At 28.1% G+C, this 21,962-nt stretch carries 32 protein-coding genes; 19 read left to right on the top strand and 13 right to left on the bottom strand.

Going from position 1 to position 21,962, the window contains the following annotated elements; all coding sequences use genetic code 4:
- Positions 1–19: 19 nt before the first annotated feature.
- Complete coding sequence (gene gyrA, locus NPA07_RS03900; protein WP_256553144.1) at positions 20–2,791, bottom strand: DNA gyrase subunit A; 2,772 nt, start codon at positions 2,789–2,791, stop codon at positions 20–22.
- A 264-nt stretch (positions 2,792–3,055) separates the two neighbouring features.
- Between gyrA and NPA07_RS03895 the strand changes: the two genes are divergently transcribed.
- The 8 genes from NPA07_RS03895 (at position 3,056) to NPA07_RS03860 (ending at position 8,838) form a co-directional block, all read left to right on the top strand.
- Positions 3,056–3,928: an MAGa3780 family membrane protein gene (locus NPA07_RS03895; RefSeq protein WP_126118450.1), complete on the top strand. Its 873-nt coding sequence runs from the start codon at positions 3,056–3,058 to the stop codon at positions 3,926–3,928.
- 215 nt (positions 3,929–4,143) lie between these two features.
- Positions 4,144–4,740 carry a 30S ribosomal protein S4 gene (gene rpsD / locus NPA07_RS03890; RefSeq protein WP_126118451.1) on the top strand — a complete coding sequence of 199 codons (597 nt, stop codon included), beginning with the start codon at positions 4,144–4,146 and terminating at the stop codon, positions 4,738–4,740.
- Between the two features lie 19 nt (positions 4,741–4,759).
- Positions 4,760–4,981, top strand: a complete 222-nt coding sequence (gene rpmE / locus NPA07_RS03885) for a 50S ribosomal protein L31 (RefSeq protein WP_126118452.1) — start codon at positions 4,760–4,762, stop codon at positions 4,979–4,981.
- A 30-nt stretch (positions 4,982–5,011) separates the two neighbouring features.
- Positions 5,012–5,398: a hypothetical protein gene (locus tag NPA07_RS03880; RefSeq protein ID WP_126118453.1), complete on the top strand. Its 387-nt coding sequence runs from the start codon at positions 5,012–5,014 to the stop codon at positions 5,396–5,398.
- Positions 5,399–5,590: 192 nt separating this feature from the next.
- The gene (gene hrcA / locus NPA07_RS03875) at positions 5,591–6,613 is read left to right on the top strand and encodes a heat-inducible transcriptional repressor HrcA (RefSeq protein ID WP_126118454.1); all 1,023 of its coding nucleotides are present in this window, start codon (positions 5,591–5,593) and stop codon (positions 6,611–6,613) included.
- Positions 6,613–7,917, top strand: coding sequence for a nucleotide exchange factor GrpE (gene grpE / locus NPA07_RS03870; protein WP_256553143.1), 1,305 nt, complete (start codon positions 6,613–6,615; stop codon positions 7,915–7,917). Before hrcA ends, grpE begins: the two co-directional genes overlap by 1 nt.
- Before the next feature lie 142 nt (positions 7,918–8,059).
- On the top strand, positions 8,060–8,479 hold the full coding sequence (locus NPA07_RS03865; RefSeq protein WP_126118455.1) for a large conductance mechanosensitive channel protein MscL: 420 nt from the start codon (positions 8,060–8,062) through the stop codon (positions 8,477–8,479).
- A 122-nt stretch (positions 8,480–8,601) separates the two neighbouring features.
- A complete protein-coding gene (locus NPA07_RS03860; protein WP_126118456.1) occupies positions 8,602–8,838 on the top strand; it encodes a hypothetical protein in 237 nt (78 codons plus the stop codon).
- Positions 8,839–9,110: 272 nt separating this feature from the next.
- On the opposite strand, the gene NPA07_RS03855 is transcribed toward NPA07_RS03860, so the two are convergent.
- The 10 genes from NPA07_RS03855 to NPA07_RS03810 form a co-directional block, all read right to left on the bottom strand.
- Complete coding sequence (locus NPA07_RS03855; protein WP_256553141.1) at positions 9,111–9,584, bottom strand: hypothetical protein; 474 nt, start codon at positions 9,582–9,584, stop codon at positions 9,111–9,113.
- 239 nt (positions 9,585–9,823) lie between these two features.
- Positions 9,824–9,973 carry a hypothetical protein gene (locus tag NPA07_RS03850; RefSeq protein WP_256553140.1) on the bottom strand — a complete coding sequence of 50 codons (150 nt, stop codon included), beginning with the start codon at positions 9,971–9,973 and terminating at the stop codon, positions 9,824–9,826.
- A gap of 14 nt (positions 9,974–9,987) precedes the next feature.
- The gene (locus NPA07_RS03845; protein WP_256553139.1) at positions 9,988–10,269 is read right to left on the bottom strand and encodes a hypothetical protein; all 282 of its coding nucleotides are present in this window, start codon (positions 10,267–10,269) and stop codon (positions 9,988–9,990) included.
- A gap of 11 nt (positions 10,270–10,280) precedes the next feature.
- A complete protein-coding gene (locus NPA07_RS03840; protein ID WP_256553138.1) occupies positions 10,281–10,586 on the bottom strand; it encodes a hypothetical protein in 306 nt (101 codons plus the stop codon).
- Positions 10,587–11,361: 775 nt separating this feature from the next.
- Complete coding sequence (locus tag NPA07_RS03835; RefSeq protein WP_256553072.1) at positions 11,362–11,553, bottom strand: hypothetical protein; 192 nt, start codon at positions 11,551–11,553, stop codon at positions 11,362–11,364.
- 18 nt (positions 11,554–11,571) lie between these two features.
- Positions 11,572–11,709: a hypothetical protein gene (locus tag NPA07_RS03830; protein ID WP_256553137.1), complete on the bottom strand. Its 138-nt coding sequence runs from the start codon at positions 11,707–11,709 to the stop codon at positions 11,572–11,574.
- Positions 11,690–11,830: a hypothetical protein gene (locus NPA07_RS03825; RefSeq protein WP_256553136.1), complete on the bottom strand. Its 141-nt coding sequence runs from the start codon at positions 11,828–11,830 to the stop codon at positions 11,690–11,692. The genes NPA07_RS03830 and NPA07_RS03825 overlap by 20 nt, the downstream gene beginning before the upstream one ends.
- A gap of 53 nt (positions 11,831–11,883) precedes the next feature.
- Positions 11,884–12,243: a hypothetical protein gene (locus tag NPA07_RS03820; RefSeq protein ID WP_256553135.1), complete on the bottom strand. Its 360-nt coding sequence runs from the start codon at positions 12,241–12,243 to the stop codon at positions 11,884–11,886.
- Complete coding sequence (locus NPA07_RS03815) at positions 12,237–12,467, bottom strand: hypothetical protein (protein WP_256553134.1); 231 nt, start codon at positions 12,465–12,467, stop codon at positions 12,237–12,239. The genes NPA07_RS03820 and NPA07_RS03815 overlap by 7 nt, the downstream gene beginning before the upstream one ends.
- Positions 12,468–12,579: 112 nt before the next feature.
- On the bottom strand, positions 12,580–12,831 hold the full coding sequence (locus NPA07_RS03810; RefSeq protein ID WP_256553103.1) for a hypothetical protein: 252 nt from the start codon (positions 12,829–12,831) through the stop codon (positions 12,580–12,582).
- A gap of 489 nt (positions 12,832–13,320) precedes the next feature.
- Here NPA07_RS03810 and infC point away from each other — a divergent pair, with 489 nt between their 5' ends.
- From infC to rplT, 3 genes are read left to right on the top strand one after another with little or no spacing between them, the layout of a single operon-like run.
- Positions 13,321–13,917 (top strand): translation initiation factor IF-3, encoded by a 597-nt coding sequence (infC, locus tag NPA07_RS03805; RefSeq protein ID WP_164535731.1) that lies wholly within the window; start codon positions 13,321–13,323, stop codon positions 13,915–13,917.
- Position 13,918: 1 nt separating this feature from the next.
- Positions 13,919–14,107 (top strand): 50S ribosomal protein L35, encoded by a 189-nt coding sequence (gene rpmI / locus NPA07_RS03800; protein ID WP_126118461.1) that lies wholly within the window; start codon positions 13,919–13,921, stop codon positions 14,105–14,107.
- A gap of 44 nt (positions 14,108–14,151) precedes the next feature.
- Complete coding sequence (gene rplT, locus NPA07_RS03795) at positions 14,152–14,502, top strand: 50S ribosomal protein L20 (protein ID WP_126118462.1); 351 nt, start codon at positions 14,152–14,154, stop codon at positions 14,500–14,502.
- Positions 14,503–14,565: 63 nt separating this feature from the next.
- Here rplT and NPA07_RS03790 read toward each other — a convergent pair whose 3' ends face one another.
- Positions 14,566–18,426, bottom strand: coding sequence for a DEAD/DEAH box helicase (locus NPA07_RS03790; RefSeq protein WP_126118463.1), 3,861 nt, complete (start codon positions 18,424–18,426; stop codon positions 14,566–14,568).
- A gap of 174 nt (positions 18,427–18,600) precedes the next feature.
- Here NPA07_RS03790 and NPA07_RS03785 point away from each other — a divergent pair, with 174 nt between their 5' ends.
- The 8 genes from NPA07_RS03785 to NPA07_RS03750 all read left to right on the top strand — a co-directional run bounded on the left by NPA07_RS03785 (position 18,601) and on the right by NPA07_RS03750 (position 21,234).
- The gene (locus NPA07_RS03785) at positions 18,601–18,741 is read left to right on the top strand and encodes a hypothetical protein (protein WP_256553090.1); all 141 of its coding nucleotides are present in this window, start codon (positions 18,601–18,603) and stop codon (positions 18,739–18,741) included.
- 5 nt (positions 18,742–18,746) lie between these two features.
- On the top strand, positions 18,747–18,998 hold the full coding sequence (locus tag NPA07_RS03780; protein WP_256553133.1) for a hypothetical protein: 252 nt from the start codon (positions 18,747–18,749) through the stop codon (positions 18,996–18,998).
- A 42-nt stretch (positions 18,999–19,040) separates the two neighbouring features.
- The gene (locus NPA07_RS03775) at positions 19,041–19,493 is read left to right on the top strand and encodes a DDE-type integrase/transposase/recombinase (RefSeq protein ID WP_256553132.1); all 453 of its coding nucleotides are present in this window, start codon (positions 19,041–19,043) and stop codon (positions 19,491–19,493) included.
- A gap of 75 nt (positions 19,494–19,568) precedes the next feature.
- Complete coding sequence (locus tag NPA07_RS03770; protein WP_256553131.1) at positions 19,569–19,757, top strand: hypothetical protein; 189 nt, start codon at positions 19,569–19,571, stop codon at positions 19,755–19,757.
- On the top strand, positions 19,745–19,888 hold the full coding sequence (locus NPA07_RS03765; RefSeq protein WP_256553115.1) for a hypothetical protein: 144 nt from the start codon (positions 19,745–19,747) through the stop codon (positions 19,886–19,888). The genes NPA07_RS03770 and NPA07_RS03765 overlap by 13 nt, the downstream gene beginning before the upstream one ends.
- Positions 19,869–20,006, top strand: a complete 138-nt coding sequence (locus tag NPA07_RS03760; protein WP_256553130.1) for a hypothetical protein — start codon at positions 19,869–19,871, stop codon at positions 20,004–20,006. Before NPA07_RS03765 ends, NPA07_RS03760 begins: the two co-directional genes overlap by 20 nt.
- Before the next feature lie 18 nt (positions 20,007–20,024).
- Entirely contained in the window at positions 20,025–20,216 is a 192-nt protein-coding gene (locus NPA07_RS03755; protein WP_256553072.1) for a hypothetical protein, read from the top strand.
- 598 nt (positions 20,217–20,814) lie between these two features.
- Positions 20,815–21,234 (top strand): transcription antitermination factor NusB, encoded by a 420-nt coding sequence (locus NPA07_RS03750; protein WP_126118464.1) that lies wholly within the window; start codon positions 20,815–20,817, stop codon positions 21,232–21,234.
- 68 nt (positions 21,235–21,302) lie between these two features.
- Here NPA07_RS03750 and NPA07_RS03745 read toward each other — a convergent pair whose 3' ends face one another.
- Complete coding sequence (locus tag NPA07_RS03745; protein ID WP_126118465.1) at positions 21,303–21,899, bottom strand: FMN-dependent NADH-azoreductase; 597 nt, start codon at positions 21,897–21,899, stop codon at positions 21,303–21,305.
- Between the last annotated feature and the right edge of the window lie 63 nt (positions 21,900–21,962).

Raw genomic sequence — 21,962 nt, 5'->3', positions numbered from 1 at the left:
ATATTAAAAATTTGTTAAATTATTGTGCATTACTTTCAATTTCACTACTATTTGTATCGTCAAGGCTAATTTCTTGACTTTGTTCAATAATACTTTGAACAACAGCAGTAGCAGCCATTGTTGCTTCTGGATCGGTTTTCTCATCAATCTTAATAATTTCAACTGCTTGAATTTCTTCACGTTTTTTTAGATTGATAATCTTAACACCTTTGGCAGCACGACCGGTTTGGCTAATTTGGCTAATTGCAGTTCTTATTGTTAGCCCACTTGTTGTAATAATTAGTAGTTCATCTTGTGGATTTACAAAGCGTGCAAATACAATATTTCCAGCCGATTTACTATTAATACCTTTTACACCTTTTCCACCACGTTTAATTAATCTAAATAATGAATGATGTGTAAGCTTTCCAAAACCTTTTTTACCAATAGTTAAAACTAGTTCACCTTCTTGGCTTGATGAAGCACTTGAAACAGTTTGGTGGTCATCAAGGCCCATTCCTTTAACACCTGTTGCAGTTCTACTAATTGGTCTAAAGTCAACAGCTTGGAATTTAACAATTCGTTCTTCATCATTTGCAAGAAGAAGTAAGTCATTATCTGTAATAATTATTGCTCTAATTAACTCGTCGCCTTCACGGAGATTAAACGCATATTTACCATTTGAGTTAATTCGTTCATATTCACTTAATCTAGTTTTCTTGATAATACCATTTTTAGTGGCTGTAAATAAATAATGTTCTTCGTCATAGTTATCAACAGGGAGCATTGAAACAATTCTCTCGCCTTCTTTAACACGAAGTGAAGGGATAATATTTATAAATGCAACACCTTTACTTTGACGTGATAATTCTGGTATTTCATGAGCTCTAATACGATACACGCGAGCTTGATTTGAAAATAGAAGTAAGTCTGTATGAGTAGTTGTTGTTAGTATTGAAGCAATGTCGTCGTCATCATATGTTTTCATTGTACCAATGCCAACACCACCACGACGTTGTGTTTTATATTCTTCTAAGTCCATTCTTTTAACAAAGCCTTTTGAACTTGTGGTTATAACAATATCACGCTGTGGAATTAAATCTTCATCAGTTATAGTACCTTGAATTTCATAGTTGATTTGTGTTCTACGTTTGTCATTGTATTTTTCTTTAATTTCACTTAATTCTTGGACAATTAATTTAATTAACTCACTGTGGTTAGCTAAGATAAATAAGATTCTTTCGATTTCGCTTCTTAATTGAGCCATTTCTTCAAGCATATTTTCAATAGCAAGCCCAGTTAGACGTCCAAGTCTCATGTCAACTATTGCTTTTGTTTGTTTTTCAGTTAAATTAAATCTTTTAGATAAATTAGTTTGTGCTTCAGCATCAGTTTTAGATTTTTTGATTATAGCAATCACTTCATCAATATTTTCAACAGCAATTTTCAAGCCTTCTAAAATATGTAATCTATCCTCAGCCTTACCTAGATCAAATTTAAGTCTTCTTGTAACAACATCTTCTTGATGTTTTAGATAAACTTCAAGAGCTTGTTTAAGATTTAATACTTTAGGTTCTCCATTAACAAGAGCCACAAAGTTTACGTTATAGTTTGCTTGTAAATTTGTTTGACGGTAAAGTTTATTTAATAACACGTAAGGATTAACATTTTTTTTAACATCAATAACAATTCTAATACCTTCGCGACTACTTTCATCACGCAAGTCAGAAATACCTTCAATTTGTTTATCCTTAACCAACTCAGCGATTTTTTCAATAATTGCAGTTTTCTTAATTTCGTAAGGAATTTCGGTAACAATAATTTTACCCTTACCATTTGAGTATTCTTCAACCTTAGCTACTGACCTAATTGGAATTGAACCCTTACCTGTTAAATAAGCATCTTTAATTCCGCTGTTTCCTAAAATCATAGCACCTGTTGGGAAGTCTGGACCAGGTAAAAATTTCATTAATTCATAAATATCAATGTCAGGATTATTAGCTAAAGCAATAGTTGCATCAATAGTTTCGCCTAAGTTGTGTGGTGGAATACTTGTAGCCATACCAACGGCTATACCACTACCGCCTGAAACCAAAAGGTTAGGAAAGCCTGCTGGTAAAACTGATGGTTCCTTTTCGCTAGCATCATAGTTATCAACAAAATCAACTGTGTCTTTTTTGATCCCATCTAACATTTCTCCTGCTAACTTACTCATTCTAGCTTCTGTATAACGCATAGCAGCAGCTTCATCACCATCAATTGAACCGAAGTTTCCATGACCATCAACAAGTGGATAACGCATGCTGAAGTCTTGAGCCATACGAACCATTGCTTCATAAACCGAGCTATCACCATGAGGGTGGTACTTACCTAAAACATCACCAACAATACGAGCACTTTTTCTGTGTTGAGAACTATATGTAATACCTAATTCATTCATATCAAATAGAATCCGTCTATGAACAGGTTTAAGTCCATCACGAGCATCAGGAAGAGCACGAGAAACAATAACACTCATTGCATATTCTAAAAATGAGTTTTTCATCTCTTTATGCACTTCGATAGGATGAATGCCATCTTTTGGAGATTCTAAAATTTGAGATTGAACTACATAGTCATCTTTGTTTTGCGGTACTTCTTCTTCCTCTTCATCAACAACTTTTGCTTCATTTTTTTGTGGTTTAAAAGCAACAAAAAGTTCTTCATCAGGAATATATTCTTCATTTAATTCCTCAATAATTGGATCTTTGTCATCATCTAAATTAAGTTTGCTTTTTACTTCTTTTTCTTTGTCATTTTTTTTGTTACTCATGGAATTCCTCCTTACAAACTTTTAATATATAAAATATATTAAAATATTATAGCACTAAATGTCTAATTTTTAAGATTTTTTTTAATTATTTTGAACGGTTAATCATATTAATAATTTAACTAATTAAATGTTCGTTTTTTTGTCAAAAAACACTATTTTATAGATAAATTGTAAAAATGCAAAAGTTCTAATAATTAAATTATTTTTTCTCATTTTTTAAAATAATTTATAATAATTAAGTTTTAACTATTGAAAGGATGAAAAATGACAAATTCTACATGTGAAAAAAAATGTAATTTTGACTTTAAAAATTGAACAATTTTAAGAAAAATTACCTTTATTTTTGGAGTAATTGTTTTAGCAATTACACTATTAAGCTTAGTTTTAACCTGACTAAATACTTCAATTAAATTAGATAAAATAATTAAGGAACTTGAGGCTGCAAACCCTGGCATTATTGCTAAGATTCAAGCATCTAAAGCTGCACCTTCATTTATAGGTAATAGTTGAAAATATACTCAAACGTTTACATATATGTCTAACTTCTTGTTAGGTATTAGTATGGTACTTTTTGGTTACTTTTACAACAATAAAAGAATTCAAAAAACTTTCTTTATTAGTGTTGTTTATATAACTATTACATTTGCAATTTATTGAAGTTTAATTTTCCCAAAAGTATTTGGTGCAAAATATACTGCATTAGCGTTATTTACAAGTACAAATGTTCATGCAATTAACCCTTTTATTGGAATTCTAATTTTAATTTTCAATCGCAAAAATATTGTTGTTGATAAAAAACTTATGTTTTTATCAAATTTAGGTGTAATTGGTTATTTTGTATTAGCTTTTGTGATATTTTGATTAGGCAGAAAATACTCAGGTAACTTTACTAACAATTACTCAAATAAAGCAAATGTGTTAAGTCAATATGTTGACAGTGACATAGTAGTTTATAGTTTCTTAAATTTTATTGAGCCATTCTTTTACCGTGGTGGCAAGATTGCAATTGTGATTGCGTTGAATGTTTTGATGATTGTTATAGCGATCTTTGCACCAATAGGATTAAGTTATTTTTGAAAATCAACATTACGAATAAAATTTGAAAATAAAGTGACCGAAAGTATAAAAAATGAGTAAAAAAAACAACAAAATCAGTAATTAACAAATTTGTTATGATTTATTAACTTTTAATATAAAATTAAATAGCATATAACAGCAGGCATTCATAGGAGAAAAATAATAAAGTTTCGTATTGAGTTGAAAGTAGGTTTGCTGCTAAGACCAAAATCATTAGAACTTTATTAATTCATCTAGAGATTGCCCTCTTCTTGTTTTATGCAGAAAGAGGAAATATGAGATATAGAGGTCCTGTTTTTAAAAAGAGCCGTCGTTATGGTTTTTCAATTTTAGAAACTGGTAAAGAATTTTCAAAAGGTAGAAAAAGAACATATGCACCTGGTCAACACGGAAACAAACGTGTTAAATTAAGTGACTATGGACTTCACCTTTATGAAAAACAAAAAGTTAAATATGTTTATGGTTTAAATGAAAGACAAATGCACAAATACTACATACGTGCTACAAAAATTAAGGGTGTTACAGGTACAAACTTGTTACAACTTTTAGAAAGCCGTCTAGACAACTTAGTTTATAGAGCTGGCTTTGCATCAACACGTCGCCAAGCACGTCAATTAGTTAGCCATGGCCATTTTACATTAAATGGACATAAAGTTGACATCCCTTCAATGCATGTTGAAGTTGGTTCAACAATTGAATTAAAGGAAAAGAGCCACAAAAATTCAGTTATTGAATCGAATCTAAAAGATAGATCAGCATCAACATGATTAAGCCGTAAAGGTTTTAGTGTTAAATATGACAGAATGCCAGATAGAAGCGAATTACATCCAGAAATTAAGGAAAACTTTATTGTTGAGTTCTACTCAAAATAATAGTTAAAGGAGTTTATTTATGAGAAAAAATATACATCCACAATACTTCACAGTTGATGCAACATGCTCAACTTGTGGTAAAAAGTTTCAATTTGGCTCAACTAAAAAATCAATTTCTGTCGATGTTTGTTCAGGTTGCCATGTAGTTTATACAGGAGATAGAACAAAAACAAAAGCAACTGGTATGATTGATAAATTTAACCAACGTTTAGCAAAACAAAAGCAAAAGACTAAAAAATAATAATTCAGTTTATTTTAAGGAAAATTAAATATGTCAAAAGTAAAGAAATTAGCACTATCAGCAATCCTTATTGAAGTTATCGCTGCAATATTAGTTGTTGTTTCAATAGCATTATTGTACCCAACTTTTGTTGCTTCAATGACTAGTCCACAAATAGGATCAACAGGTGTACTTGCTGCAAGCACAGGTGTATTGTTTGCAGTAGTGTTAGCATTTTTTTCAATGATTACAGTATTTATTTTAAAGATATTAATCATGGTTAAAATTGTAAGCAAAGAACAATATAAATTGCCATTTATTTTATACATTGTTGGTTTCTTTGTTGCGATTTGCGACTTTGTTGCACACATAATTATTTTAATGACAAAAGAAGAAGTTGCAACACCAACCCAAGCAACTGATACAAAAGTTGAATAGTGATATTTTAATTAAGTAAGAGAACTAACTCTTACTTTTTATTTTTGGCACTTAGACAAGAAAAATATTTAATATGTAGCAACAAATTTTAACTAAAATAACTATAAAACAGGCTAATAAGTATAAAAAACAAATTTAGCACTCTATATGTTAATTACTAACATAAAACTAACTTTAATATATAATTAGTACATGGCTGAAATATCATTAAATGAAGAAAAAAAGAAAATTCTTAAATATGTAATTGAATCATATATTGAGGAAGGTATACCAATTGGATCTCAAATGCTTGTTGAGAAATATAAGTTAAGCATTTCATCCTCAAAAGTTAGATATATACTAAATGAATTTGAAGATCAAGGTTTATTGGAAAAAACGCATACTTCTAGTGGTCGTATTCCATCGAATATTGGTTATAACTACTATGTTAAAAATTTGGTAAATAAAGATTCAAATGTTTTATATGAAAAATTAAAGGACATTTTTGCTAGACGTAGAGTTTCAATTGACCAAACTGTCAAAGAAGCAGCAAAAACTATTTGTGAAACAGTTGGTATAACATTAGTTACATCAGAAAGTAATGAGGACGCGACGCTTAAGAGTATTCAATTAGTTCCACTAAACAACTCAGAAGCAACCATTATTTTAGTTACCTCATATGGTGAAGTTACATCTAAAACAATAACTATTGACTTAAATCTCGTGTCAATGGAAGATTTAAAAATTGCGATACGAATATTTAAAGAAAGATTGATAGATGTACCTATTTTAAAACTCAAGAGTACTGCTGAAGCACTCACTCCAATATTGTCAGAAACAATAAAAAACTATGAAAGTATTCTTCAAAGTTTTGTTACAAATGTTTTTGACTTTCAAATTAAAAATGCTAATGTAGTTTACGGTAAAGATAATATAATTTTAGCCGATGATATTTCAAGACAAGACCTAAGTAGAATACTTCACTTAATTGAAAACAAATCGATATGAAAAACAATAGAAAGCGAAATTGATGAAGACAAGAATTTAAAAATTGCAATTTTTGATGATCACAGTACATTTATAAGTAAAAAAATTGAAACACAAAATAAAATTAAAGAAATAGCACTTGTTGGCACAAACCGAATGGATTATGAGAAGGGTTTTAGTGCTCTCAAAGCACTTGAGGAATTTATTGAAAATAAACCAATCACTAGAAAAGAAGAAGGAGAAAAATAATGAAAGTAGTTCCAAATTTAAATAAATTTAAAATTGGTGAGGGCATAGTTGCGAATGTTGCGGTATATAATAGTTCAAATGTATATCAAAAACATTTGTCAAAAGAAAAAGTTAGTTTTATTTTAGGTGAAAACACATTTTTACCAAATTTTGACAACAATATTATTGACCGAACAGTTAGACCGATTATTGACTTTGTTGTAAGTTTTCCAAAAAATTATGAGGTTTCTGATTTTAAAGATAAAACTTTTAGATTTGTTGTTGAAGTTTTAGACTACCAAGACAGCGAATATGTTAAATCGTATAAACAATTAATAGCTTTAAGAGAAGAAATTCAAAAATTAAGCACATCAACAGGTAATCATTTAAAAGAACTTGAAGAACTCAAAGCCAAAAACGAAAAACAAATGAATGAAATTAATAACTTAAAAGTCGAAAATGATAATTTCTCAAAAAATGTTGTTGATATTAAAAAACAATATGAGAACCAAGAAAAAATTATTCAAAAATTAATTGAAGATAATAAGAAATTCGTTGCAGACAATACTGCTTTAAAGGAAGATGTTGACAATAAAGCTAAACAAATTAAAGAATTAATGTCAAATAAAACTACTAAATCATTAGAACAAACAAGCGAGCAAGAAAGTAAAGGTGTTGACCCTGCTGCATTAAGAAAACAAGTTGATGTTCTTAGAAAACAATTAGAAGAGCAAAATGCAGAATTAAAAGAATTAAGAGCTGCAAAGGTTCCTGAAACAGTTCAAAGAGTTACAGTTCCAAAGGAAGAAGTTGACAAAATTAAACAATATGCACTTCAAAAATTCTTCGAAGATTTCTCAACTCATTTTGCCACACTTCAAGGAGCAATTAAAGCAGGTGCTCGATCGGAAAATAGTGGTGTTAAAAACTATGTTGTAGGTTTTGAAATGATTATTAATTTGATTAATGATGTTTTAACAAAACACGGCATCAGAGCAATTGAACCTAAAATTGGAGATGACTTTGATCCTAATACTCAAAAAGTGCTTGAAGTTGAAAAACATGCTGATAAAAAACACAATTCAATTATCAAAGTTAGTGCAGTTGGATTTAAACTATATGATAGAGTTATTAAACCAGCCTTAGTTGTAATTAACCAAAATTCATCAGTTGATACAAAAGCAAAACAAGAAGAAAAAAGCGAAAAAGTTGTTGTTGAAACCAAAAGTGAGAATGCAACTTCTAAAGAGAAAAAAGAGCCAAAAGCAAAAGTTGAAAAGACCAAAGACAAAAAACAAACAAGCAAGAAATCAAAAAAACAGTAAGTAATTTTAAAATTACTTATTTTTTTATTAGCCTATAAAACAGGCGTTTTAGAAAAAAATATAAAACCAAAATCAAATGTGTTTATTATGAAAAAATACCTTATTGCATATTATAGAATTTAAAAGAATATATAATTAAATCATGTTTAAAAAATCTTGTAATGATGCTTGAACAGTTGTTAAACGTGGCAATATGTTCATGCTTGCTATCGGTCTTTTATTAGGTACTGCATTTAATGCAGTTGTATCTTCGTTAGCAAACGATGTTATTATGCAAGCAATTGCAAAATTGTTTAATGTTGATGAAGTTAAAGAATTAAAAGTTGGCAATATTTTAATTGGTAAATTCTTAGCAGCACTAATTTCGTTTATTATTGTTGCATTTATAATTTTTGTAGCCTTGATAGTGATATATTTAATTAGAAACGTAATTGAAGCTAAAAAATTAAAGAAAAACCCACCTGCTGTTATTGAACCAAAGCCAACAACAGAAGAACTTATTTTAAATGAACTTAAAAAACTAAATGAAAGACTTGAAAATTTAGAACAAAATAGAAAATAAATTTTGATTACAAAGTGTGGAGGCTTTGTAATTTTTTGTGATTTTGGCATAATTTTTACCAAATTATTCCAGAAATTAAACATTTAAGTTAATTTTGTAAAGTGAATTGTGAAAGGAGAAAAATGAAAAATAAACCACTAAATTTTAAACCTTTAACAAAAGAACAAGAAGCAAACATTAATGGTGGAATTAGTATTGCTGCAATCACATCAATTATTGGTATTTTAACATCAGTTGCAAGCACAATTAATGGTATTGTTCAAAGTAATATTAGACGTAAAGGCGAATTCAGAACAAAAGACAGCGTTACTAAATGAGAAGATTCACCAAAGAGTTCAAACGTTTACTATGCTTGATAAAATTTACGAGGCAGTTGCCTCGTTTTAATTTTTCATTGTATTATTTGAAAATGTACTAATCAAAGATCTATATCTAACATCCTAAAATTATTTGTTACATTATCTAATAATGTGTGTAAGTTTTAAAACAAATTGAGCTCTTTTTTGTGTTTAATTCCAAAACAAAATGAGCTCCTATAAGTTCTCCTTTTGTTTTGGAATTAACTATTATTTTTTAAAATAAAAATGGAGAATTAAATTCTCCATTATTGCCTTTTTTTATAAACAGTTAGTTAGTTGCTGGCTGTTTTTTCAACTGAATCTAGCAATAATTTATAGTTATCGCTTAATGATTTATAAATTAATTCTGCCATATTTAGATTTTCTTTAAGGAGTTCATTTGAGCAATTAGAAGTATTGCTAATGTCATCAATTAACTTTCGTAGGTAAGGTAAAAAGTCTTTACTTGCTTTTGTGGCCCGATATAAGCATTCTGATCTTTTGTCATCATAGAACAAATGAAATGTTTTACAAAATTTTTGAAACTCAGTTAACTCATCATCACGTAATATTCTTGCTTTGAATAGTTTATTGTTGATAATGAAGAAATACTCATTATTTGAATTATGAACGAACCTCAATTCCACACCGTTTTGTATAATTTTGTACTTGTTATCATCTGTAACCGGTATATAAAATTTATTTTGAAATTGAATAACACCATTGTTGAATTTTCTATCAATTGATAGATATAACTTTGTATCCATTTCATCTTTTGGTTTTATAAAGAAATTTAATTTATCACCTATTTTTTATTGAAATGTTCATTATATTTATTAATGATCAAGTGAGCATTTTCATTAATTTGATCAATAGTTTTTATATTATTATCACGTAAAAAATTATTAACCAAGGTTGTAAAGTTCTGTTTGTTCGCTCCACATCTAGTTTAAATTCGCCGTAACTTGCAGACGATACTTCAGTACCTTTTTTATGATTTGTCGTGCTAATTCAGTATCATTCCTTTTGTAAGAAAAGCACGTTCTTTTATCTGTTCTAACAGACATTGGAATCCCAAAGCCCTATAAAGAAGTTCAAAAAGTTTCATATAACCTATTGTTGTTTCTTCTTTCTCAGCATATATTGAGACCAACATTTTGGAAGATGTTTCTACAATTGTATATATATGAAATATATATGAAAATTGTCTAATTCTTTAATTCACGCTTCATAACAAGCGTCTGCTTGCACTTGTTCACCAAATTCAAATTTAACTGAATTCATTGTTCTTGGTAACCTTTTAACATTCTCCATATTATCAATTGATTTAATCTTTATATAAAGCTGTTTTTTGTTTATATTTTTATCTTCTGTTTTTGTTAATGCAATTAAATAATTTCTAACATTTCTCCTTGTTTTCTTATGTTGTGTAGGTTTAACATAGCCTGTCATATTACATTTATTTATGAATGTTGTAAGGCACATTTTTTCTTTAAGTTTATCTTCGTCTTTATTTTTAAAAAATGATTAAAAGGTACAGAAAACTTATTTTTGTCCCTATCTTTAAAATATTCTTTGTCCTTTAATTTCATATTTGTAATTGCCTTTTCTATTTCATTGTTAAAATCTTTTTCTGCATTTTTGTTGTTTAAATTTCCATGTGAATACATTACAATTGATGTTGCATTTTCCTTTTCACACTCTCTAATTTGTTTAATGTATCTTCTAATAGTTGAATAAGAAATTCCGCTCGATCCATCTCCAATCAAAGAATGAATTCTTCTTGCAGTAAAGCCTTTTTTAAATAGAAAACAATTTTTTCAATATTAATTTTTTATTTAATTCATATTCAGTTGAATCTCTGTGATTAGTATTAAATGATTTTTTCATATGGATATTTATAAATATAAAAAATAAGGCACTAAATTATAAAATTAACTTTTTGATACCTTATCTTTTGTGTCTTTATTCATAAAATAATCTAATGAAAAATTACCACAAAGTGTTCAAATTGTTTTGGAATTTAAAGAGCTCAATTTGTTTTGGAATTCACACATCCTAAAATTATTTGTTACATTATTTTGATAATTTTCTTCTATTTTGTCCAATTTTTAAGGTTGTAAAAATTATAGCCAAAACACATAAAAGTTTGGCTATTTTTTTAACTAAAACAGCAAAAAATGTGTTATTTTTTTGTTTTGTGTGTACAACATTAAGGTTTACCGCATTTTTAAATGTTAAATTACATTTTTTAAAATTTTGCATATTAAAACATACAACATCATTAATAAGTTGCTTTTAATTAATTCATTTTGTCTTCAATCCTAAAGTTTTTTCATAACTTTTGGGGATTGACATCATTTGTTAATTTCTTTTAAATATTCTTCAATCAACAAATAAATTGTTGATTGAAATAAAAATAACTTATTTAATAAGTATTGAGCCGTTGGCTCTTATTAAGACCTGTCGGTCTTAAGAAGCAAAACTTCTTTTTGTCTTGCTAGACAGGCTTTCTTCTTTTAAAAAAGAAGAAACAAGAAAAACTTACTTAAATGATTTGTAATTAGCGTCAATAAATTCCTTCATTTCTTTTGTAATATCATTTAACTTTTCAAGATTTTCACTTAATAGTTTTTTAATAAATTCAATGTCTTTATTGTTTGGGTTTGCAGAATTCTTAAATATATTTTCAAGTTTTTCAAATGTACTGGATGTTCATGTTCTATTATGAAGCATGGTTTTAATTGTAGACTCTTACACCTTGATGTTGTGGATCAAGATTTTTTGATATTGCATATACATCGATTGCGCTCAATTCGTTTCCTTTCGGTACTCTGGCTTCATATTTTCTTTTCCCTCAACAAAGAATAATTTATTTTCAGGAGTTACCATGCTTTGCCCCTCCACTTTCAAACATAGAAACCCTAGCGCCATTATTATCAAATGGAGCAAGATATTTGTTGTCATATCTCACAGTATGATTAACTATTTTTCTTTTAATTACAAGATTCATCTCTTCTTCAAAAATTTCAGTATTTGGCTTTCTAAAAACATTTGATTTTTTACTTACTGCTTCGGCCTTTTAAATTGTTTGTTGTATTCATCAATTAAAAGTTCAATTTTTCCCAAAAAGTCTTCAAAACAGTTGATTCCGTTTGTATGAAAGAATGTTCCTATTCATCTTTGCAATGTTCAAAATGATCTTTCAACATTTGGTTTTGCCTTTGGATTGTCGCTTGTTATAAGTTCAATTCCTCTTGCATTTAGCGCTTCTTCCATACTTGTTCTTGTACTATCTGAACCTCAAAAAGTTCTTCTTCTATCCGTTATTATTACTTGTGGAATGCCATACCTTTTAAATAATTGTGTTAGAAGATTTTGATATCCAATTGTTGTTTCCTCAATGTCAATTCAGATTGCTAACAAACTTTTTGTTGCCGCATCAACAAAGCATTATAAATATGGTACTTCTTACTTTCTCCAAAAAGATGAAGTGGTGTTGCATCAATTTCAATAATTTGCCCAAAATCATAGTCAGAACTTTTATTTTGGTAAACACCTTTTAATGGATTTTTATTTAGAATTTTTTCATAAATTTTAATAAACTGTGCCTCGATTTTAGAAATATCTTGACCGTTTTCTAAAAACATTCTTCTTCTCTTAATCTCATTTTTTTACTTTTCTCGTTGCATATGAACTGCAATAACCAAGTCTAAGCATTCTTTTATAAAAGGTAGTGAAAGGCAACAATTTTTTTCATCATTAGTAAGTCTCATTATTGTAAAAATGCAACAAGGCTACACTAAGATCACCTTTTGATATTTTCTCAATATGTTCCACTAATTCATAATATCTATTAGTTAAATCAATAATAACTGAATCACTTACTTTCACACCCCTAAGTTTATTTTTATTACCATGTGATATACTGATTGCATCTTGGTTATTTGTAGATGCAATCAATATTTGATTTCTATATCTTTTAATTGTTTTTGTTGATGTTCTACAACCCAATTTTCCTAATATTTTTGATATTTCGGCATTTGGTCTATTTCAATATTGTTGAATTTTTTAAATCTAAAATTTTTTTATCTTCATAATCAGTTGTTTTACCTGTATCAACTGCTTGAAATCTGGTTTTAATTACAAGATTTTCCATAATTTAAATTCTCCTTTTTAAAATAATAATTGAAACCTAAAAATGGACAAAATAAAAGATAAAAACAGGGTGGACAAAATAAAATAAAACCATTACCTAAAATTATTTGTTACATTATTTAATAATGTGTGATAAAATAAATAAGCAATATTTAATTGCAGAAAGTAGAATCTTAATTCTCACCTGATAGCCAATAGCTTTGGGTTTATGCTACAATTAAAACCTAATTTTAAGTTTTATGTAGTTGAGAGTGGGAAACCACTTTTACTTTTATTTTAAAATTTATCTATAAGGAGTTTACTATACAACCACAAGGAAAAATGAAAAAACCTACAGCAGAACACATGATTAATGAAAACATACCTTTTCAAAAAGTGTTTGTTGTCGGAGCAAATGGTGAAAAAATTGGTGTTTTTCCAACACGTGAAGCCATTGAAATGGCTAAGGAACAAAGATTAGACTTAGTTTTAATCAGTGTTCAACCTAAACCAATTGCGCGTATTTTAGATTATGGAAAATTTAAATACGAAAGAAAAAAGAAACAAAAAGCAGCTAAGGAAAAGCAAACTGTTATTCAAAATCGTCAAATAAGGCTTACACCTCTTATCGGTGAACATGACTTAAATGTCAAAGCTAAAAAAGCAAGAGAATTTTTACTTGAAGGCGATAGAATTAAGGTTAGTTTAAAATTTAGAGGACGTGAATTGGCACGCCCTGAACTAGGTCATAAAACATTAGAAAAATTTTATAAAGCTGTTGAAGACTTAGCAGACATTGCAAAAGATGCTGCATTGGTTAATGACCGTTTCTTAGATATGTATTTACAACCAAATAAAATTAAGGTTAATAAATATAAAAAAGAACATAACTTAGTAGATAAAAATTCAGATAGTCAAGAAGACAGTGTTGCAAATGAAAACACTATCGAAGGAGAACAATAAAATGCCTAAAATGAAGACTAAAAGTGCTCTTAAGAAACGTATTAAGATCACAGGAACTGGAAAAATTATGCGTGAACAAGCATATCGTTCTCACCTAAGCCAAAACAAAACAACAAAACAAAAACGTCAAGCTCGTAAATCAGCATTAATGCACTCTTCAGATGTAAAGAGATTTAAAGCATTAATCTAATGCTCAACTTGAAGTTATTTAATTTATAGTGAAAGGAAATTATCATGAGAGTTAAAGGTGGAACAGTTACATGAGCAAGACGTAAAAAATGACTTAAATTAGCAAAAGGATATTTTGGCCACAAATCAATAGGTTACAAAGTTGTAAAACAAGCAGTTGTTAAATCATGAACATATGCATTTAGAGACCGTAAGCAAGTTAAACGTGAATTCAGAAAATTATGAATTGCTCGTATTAATGCTGCAACTAGAGTTGAGGGTTTATCATATTCAAGATTTATTAATGGGTTAAAGAGAGCAAACGTTACAATTAACCGTAAAATGCTTTCTGAATTAGCAATTAGTGAACCTAAAACATTTGCGATGTTAATTAAAATTGCTCGTGAAGCTAAATAATAACTTAGGAACTATTGTCATTTGACAATAGTTTTTTTGCACAAAAAAATCTCCAAAAGGAGATTAATTATTATCATTACTTTGTATTGTTATTCTTTCTTTAACTTTTATTTCTTGAGTGAGTATAACCTCTCATTCTCTTTTAGATTCTTCGAAACTTTTAACTTTAACTTCTTCACGTTCAAGATATTCACTTTGTTCAATTTTGTCACCTTCTTCAATTAATTGTTCAAGTGTTTTTTCTTGGATTTCAATTGAATCGTGAGTTTCATCATTTTGTGTATTATCCTGTTTTATAGTCTTTTTGGTAGAAATAGGCATTGTTGATTCTTGTGATATTTCACCACTATTAGCAAGATCAATAACCATTGTTGCTTCATCTTTAATAAAACCAATTTCCTGAGTTTTATCTTTATTTAATTCGACAACGTCTTGTGTGCTTTTATTTGTTTCGCTAGAATCTATAACGACAGAATTATTATTTTCTATTTTGGCATTTTCACTATCTTGACTTATTTTTTCTAAAACATCCTCAATTGCTTCATTTTTAGCATTTGCTTCTAAAACTGGTACTTCCTTAACTTCCTCAACTGTAAATGAATCAGAGTGTTCTTGGTTTTTGATTTGCTCAGCATTTATATCAAGCATTTTTGCATTTTCAACAATTACAAGCATTTGTTGAGATTGATTATTGGCAACTCCTTGTGACTCTTTAATTTCTTCGTTGTTTTGTGCAAGAATTTCAAGTTGACTTGAAGGAATTTCTTTTGCAATTTCAACTACTTGTGTCACATCAACTGGTTCAATCGATTCAATTGTTTGCAATATTTCTTCCTTCTTATCCTCTCACAAAATTCTATCCAATTTATAAACAGTATATTTTTTTGATCTTATAAATTTGCACAAGTCCTTAAAAATGACGAATTCTTCAGGATTGTTCACATAATTATAGTCATCAATCATAAAGGTTAAAATTGGTTCATGTTTTCTTCTTAATACATAATCAACTTTTAAGGTACCTAATGTTTCATTAGGTATCAATTTTAAATATGGTTTATCTTTAATTGCTTGTAAAATAGTGTTTTTAATTTCCTGATTTAATAAAGAACTATTAGCATTAAGTGATTTAGTATCAATTATATTTTGCTCACTATTTGCTGAACTTTCATCATCAAGGTGCAAGAAATTTTGTCTTTGTGCATCACTTAATTCAAGAAATTCAAGTCAACGCTTAAACATAATAGCATCTTCGTTACCTGTCATAATTGTTAAGTCTTTTGCCTGAAGTGACTTAATAACAATCATTTTGTCCTTGGCACGACTAACTGCAACATTTAATGCATTCATACCACCGGGGCGGCCAACATACGTTGAATGAATAGCTGTATTTCTATCATAAGCAATCGAAACAATAACCAAATCAGCTTCATCTCCTTGAATATTTTCAATGTTTCTTAATAATAAATTACCATTGTTGATGGCTTTTTCTAGTTCAGGGTGATTTTTAAAGATTGTTGATGTTATTGAATCTTGTTGTTTTGAGTTAAAACAAAGCAAAATAATTTTGTTATATTTATTAATGTTTTCTTTAATAAGTTTAATTGATAATTCAGCTTCAACTACATTTTGATTATTTTCTCAAGTACCGCTAACTTCATAGACATCAATTGGCTTAAAATCGGCTTCCACATTTGCTGAGTCAATAACATCAAGAGTACTTTTATAAAAATATTTTGAACTAAATGTCATAAGTGATGCATAGTTTGAACGATAATTTTTGTCTAGTAATACACTATAAACACCTAAACTTTTAGCAAAATCTAAAAGGCTGTCAACTTTACCGTAGATGCTTTCATCATCGCTGACACGAACCCCGAATCAGTTACTTGGTTTCATTTGCTGGTCATCACCTGCAAGTATTTTAATTTTTGCTAAATAAAGAACTGGCAAACCTTTTTCTAAGAAAATTTGACTTGATTCATCAAGTATTGCATAGTCAAATTCATCTTTAACTCATGCACTTAGGTCAGCTTCAGGAGTAACAATTACAATAGGAAAAATTTTCTTAATCATATAAGCAAAGCGCTTAATAAATTTATAGGGCTCAAGTGTTCCAAGTCTTATCGTAGCTGCAAATTCAGAGTATTGATCCTTTTCTTCGCTTGTGAAATTGTTAATTCTTTTAATAATTCCTTGAGCAATAAACTTCTTAAGTTCTGCTTCATCGCTGACATCTTGATTGTTGTTCGAAGGTAAAATATTTATTAAATCATTTAAGAATTCAAAGTCTTCTTGTTTTAAATTTTTAATAACTTGAACTGAATCATTTAAGTTTCCTTGGAACTTTTTAAATGTATTAAACATCTTGTTAGCAGTTAATTTAACTAATCAGTTTTTAAAGTGTCAAAACTTGAATTTAACCTTATTAAGTTTAAGCATAGATTTTGCTAATGCTTTTGAGTCATCAAAATTAAACTCTGTTGGGTACAAAATATTTTTAGGTAATTTAAGAATTGCATTTCAAATTTCTTGTGAAAATGATGTTCAATTATTATGTACCTTAGCTAATGCTTGAGTAATATTAACAAAACGTGGATCACTACTAAAGTTAGCAATGTTGTTTACAAAACGAATATCTTTCTGGTTAATGATTCTCAATGGTTTTAAGTCTGCTTTATCATCATAGTTTTCCAAATATTCTAAATACTCTCGCAAAGGTAGATAAAAATTCTTCTTATTCATATTTTTAGAATTCAGCATAAAAAGACAAAAAATCTTTAAAGCACCCATTCTATTCTTAATAACCTCTAAGGCTGCTTTTTTTTGCGAGCAAACAAGCGAACTTTTTCCATAAACCAAAAGATTTGTCAAAATGTTAACAATTGTTTGAGATTTACCTGTTCCAGGTGGACCTCAAATAATTGTGTTTTGATTTAGACTTGATGCAATTGCTTTGTCTTGTGAATAATTTGTTGGTGTGATTTTAAAAATCGATGTCTTTGGATTATAAATTGTTTGTTTAACCCTGTTTTTATAGATGTTTTTGTTAAATTCAATATCAAGAATTTTATTAAGTTCTTTGTTCTTAATAATTTCAAGCATTCTATTTCTTGCATAGCCACCACTAGGCTGAAATAAACCTAAAACAACACCAGGTTCAAATTCAATTGCTTGATTTCCAATAGCTTCTGGAATTCAACGTTTAAATGGTTGATTAAGATCTAAATTAAAGTTATAAATATCTCTTCATTCTTCATGTAAGTATTTAATTAAATCTTTAATTGATCAGTCACCAAAATTCTGTGAAATATTTAAATCAAAGTCAGCATTGTTTAATAAAAATAATAATTTTTCATTTACTTTTATATCACCGTTTGATACTAAATAAGGTCTTACATTTCTAATTTCGAGGTAGACTTCTTTTAGGAATAAAGGTCCATATATTGCTTTACCATCAATGGTTAATTTAACAAATAAGAAACCTAAATGCATAGGCCAAATATTAGTTTCTGTGTTAATTTCATTTGCTTTATTAAAAAACAATTTTCACTTTAGAGATTGTTTTTGAAAATTAACTTTAAGTTCATTGATAATATTATTTTTGACACCCAAAGGATTCTTTTTTAATTGACTATTGCGATTGTCACTTACTTCAATATTGTTTTCTTCCAGAATTCTTTTAATTTCTTCATAACTATTTGCTTCCTCTAATAAGTTACAAATTCTAATTAAGTTTACTTCTAAAATTGGTATATCAAAGTTTTTGTTGCTGTAAATTTTGCTGAAACTTTCGGGCCCAAAAAGTGTGTAAAAATCAAAAGCAAATTTATTATTTACTCTTGTAAAGACTGCATTATCATTAGGACTAACATCAAGTAAATTATCAAGTATGCTTTGATATTGTTTTTCCTCATTGCTTATCATAATTGCCTCCCTTATTTAATATTCATATGTAATCTAATTATAATTACAAAAGTTAATATTAATTAGAAATCTTTGTCATTAATGGTTTTATTTTATTTTGTCCACCCTGTTTTTATCTTTTATTTTGTCCATTTTTAGGTTTCAATTATTATTTTAAAAAGGAGAATTTAAATTATGGAAAATCTTGTAATTAAAACCAGATTTCAAGCAGTTGATACAGGTAAAACAACTGATTATGAAGATAAAAAAATTTTAGATTTAAAAAAATTCAACAATATTGAAATAGACCAAATGCCGAAATATCAAAAATATTAGGAAAATTGGGTTGTAGAACATCAACAAAAACAATTAAAAGATATAGAAATCAAATATTGATTGCATCTACAAATAACCAAGATGCAATCAGTATATCACATGGTAATAAAAATAAACTTAGGGGTGTGAAAGTAAGTGATTCAGTTATTATTGATTTAACTAATAGATATTATGAATTAGTGGAACATATTGAGAAAATATCAAAAGGTGATCTTAGTGTAGCCTTGTTGCATTTTTACAATAATGAGCCTTACTAATGATGAAAAAAATTGTTGCCTTTCACTACCTTTTATAAAAGAATGCTTAGACTTGGTTATTGCAGTTCATATGCAACGAGAAAAGTAAAAAATGAGCTTAAGAGAAGAAGAATGTTTTTAGAAAACGGTCAAGATATTTCTAAAATCGAGGCACAGTTTATTAAAATTTATGAAAAAATTCTAAATAAAAATCCATTAAAAGGTGTTTACCAAAATAAAAGTTCTGACTATGATTTTGGGCAAATTATTGAAATTGATGCAACACCACTTCATCTTTTTGGAGAAAGTAAGAAGTACCATATTTATAATGTTGTTGATGCGGCAACAAAAAGTTTGTTAGCAATCTGAATTGACATTGAGGAAACAACAATTGGATATCAAAATCTTCTAACACAATTATTTAAAAGGTATGGCATTCCACAAGTAATAATAACGGATAGAAGAAGAACTTTTGAGGTTCAGATAGTACAAGAACAAATATGGAAGAAGCACTAAACGCAAGAGGAATTGAACTTATAACAAGCAGAGAATCCAAAGGCAAAACCAAATGTTGAAAGATCATTTTGAACATTGCAAAGATGAATAGGAACATTCTTTCATACAAACGGAATCAACTGTTTTGAAGACTTTTTGGGAAAAATTGAACTTTTAATTGATGAATACAACAAACAATTTAAAAAGGCCGAAGCAGTAAGTAAAAATCAAATGTTTTTAGAAAGCCAAATACTGAAATTTTTGAAGAAGAGATGAATCTTGTAATTAAAAGAAAAATAGTTAATCATACTGTGAGATATGACAACAAATATCTTGCTCCATTTGATAATAATGGCGCTAGGGTTTCTATGTTTGAAAGTGGAGAGGCAAAGTCTTATGGTAACTCCTGAAAATAAATTATTCTTTGTTGAGGGGAAAAGAAAATATGAAGCCAGAGTACCGAAAGGAAACGAATTGAGTGCAATCGATGTATATGCAATATCAAAAATCTTGATCCACAACATCAAGGTGTAAGAGCCTACAATTAAAACCATGCTTCATAATAGAACATGAACATCCAGTACATTTGAAAAACTTGAAAATATATTTAAGAATTCTGCAAACCCAAACAATAAAGACATTGAATTTATTAAAAAACTATTAAGTGAAAATCTTGAAAAGTTAAATGATATTACAAAAGAAATGAAGGAATTTATTGACGCTAATTACAAATCATTTAAGTAAGTTTTTCTTGTTTCTTCTTTTTAAAAGAAGAAAGCCTGTCTGGCAAGACAAAAGAAGTTTTGCTTCTTAAGACCGACAGGTCTTAATAAGAGCCAACGGCTCAATACTTATTAAATAAGTTATTTTTATTTCAATCAACAATTTATTTGTTGATTGAAGAATATTTAAAAAGAAATTAACAAATGATGTCAATCCCCAAAAGTTATGAAAAAACTTTAGGATTGAAGACAAAATGAATTAATTAAAAGCAACTTCTTAATGATGTTGTATGTTTTAATATGCAAAATTTTAAAAAATGTAATTTAACATTTAAAAATGCGGTAAACCTTAATGTTGTACACACAAAAACAAAAAATAACACATTTTTTGTTGTTTTGGTTAAAAAATAGCCAAACTTTTATGTGTTTTGGCTATAATTTTTACAACCTTAAAAATTGGACAAAATAGAAGAAAATTATCATAATATTAATTAGAAATCTTTGTCATTGTGAGAATTTTGGCTTAATTTTTTTCTACTTCTGAGCATTAAAACAGTTTACAGTTTTTTCATTTATTTTAAATATTTTGTATATTAAAGTTTTTGTTATAAAATAAGGTCATGCAAAATAGACGTCAATTTCGATTAGGTATAATAAATGTTCTTTACCGTTATGAATTAATGGAACAAAAAATTAATATTAATGAATTATTTGAATCAGAAAGCAATTTAAGCAATGAACAGTTTTTGCATCTTGAAAAAATAAGTAAAAATTATGAATTTTACAAAAAATCAATTAGCCAATTTTTTAAAGAAAGCTGAATTTGAGAAAGAGTTAGTCCACTAATTCGAGCTATATTAATTAATGGTGCACATGAATTAATGTCAATTGAACCTAAGATAATAATCAATGAATCAGTTGAGATAACTAAGTATTATTTTGATAGCGAAAAAAACTTTTTTAAAATGGTCAATGCAATTTTAGAAAATGTATATAAATTTTTTGTCTTAAACGAAATTATTTTGAAAAAGCAAGATTAAAAAACTCTCCTAACTAAGAGAGTTTTTTGAATAAATTTTTGTTTCAAATTTTGACCAAAAATCCTGTTTTATAGTTCAATTAGTGAGTTAATTTCATCATCATATTTTGCAATTATCTCATCATGGCTCATATCTTTAAGTGGTGCTGTCTTAGTTCCAGCAACAAGCAAACTTTTAATTTTATTTGCTCCAAGAAACCCAAAAGTGCCTTCAAGCATTTTTAGATGGTCTCCAAATGTGTATCATCCTTTTGGAGCTCCTTGAGTTCCAATTAATATAACCTTCATTTTGTTTAATAAACCAACTGAACCATTTTGCTTACTATATTTGTAACTAAAGGAGTGGTCATCAATACAAATTGCATCAATAAAGTTTTTAACTAACACACTATAATTAAAATTAATCATTGGACTATTTATAACTACGTAGTCTGCTTCTTTTAGTCGCTCAATTCACATTTTAGCCTCTGTATCTTCTCAAAAAGAATTTGTGTCTTTGCCATTGAGCATTAGCTTGCTAAAAGGTGAATTTGCTAAATTTAATAATGTTATTTCACTATTTGGATATTTTTTGAATAATCTACTTGTTACTAAATTATTTATCTTATTGCTTAAACTATCTTGGTTTACTGAACCTAAAATAGAAATAATCTTTTTTGCACTCATTTTTAACCTCCTTGGAATTTCTTAATTATATTATTAATTTGCTATATTAATTTTAATTTTAAA

The organism is Mycoplasmopsis caviae (assembly GCF_024498215.1).
In the GTDB taxonomy this organism is placed as follows: Bacteria; Bacillota_I; Bacilli_A; order Mycoplasmatales; family Metamycoplasmataceae; genus Mycoplasmopsis; species Mycoplasmopsis caviae.
The sequence above is the reverse complement of the archived record's forward strand: the minus strand, read 5'-3'. Positions and strand labels throughout refer to the sequence as shown.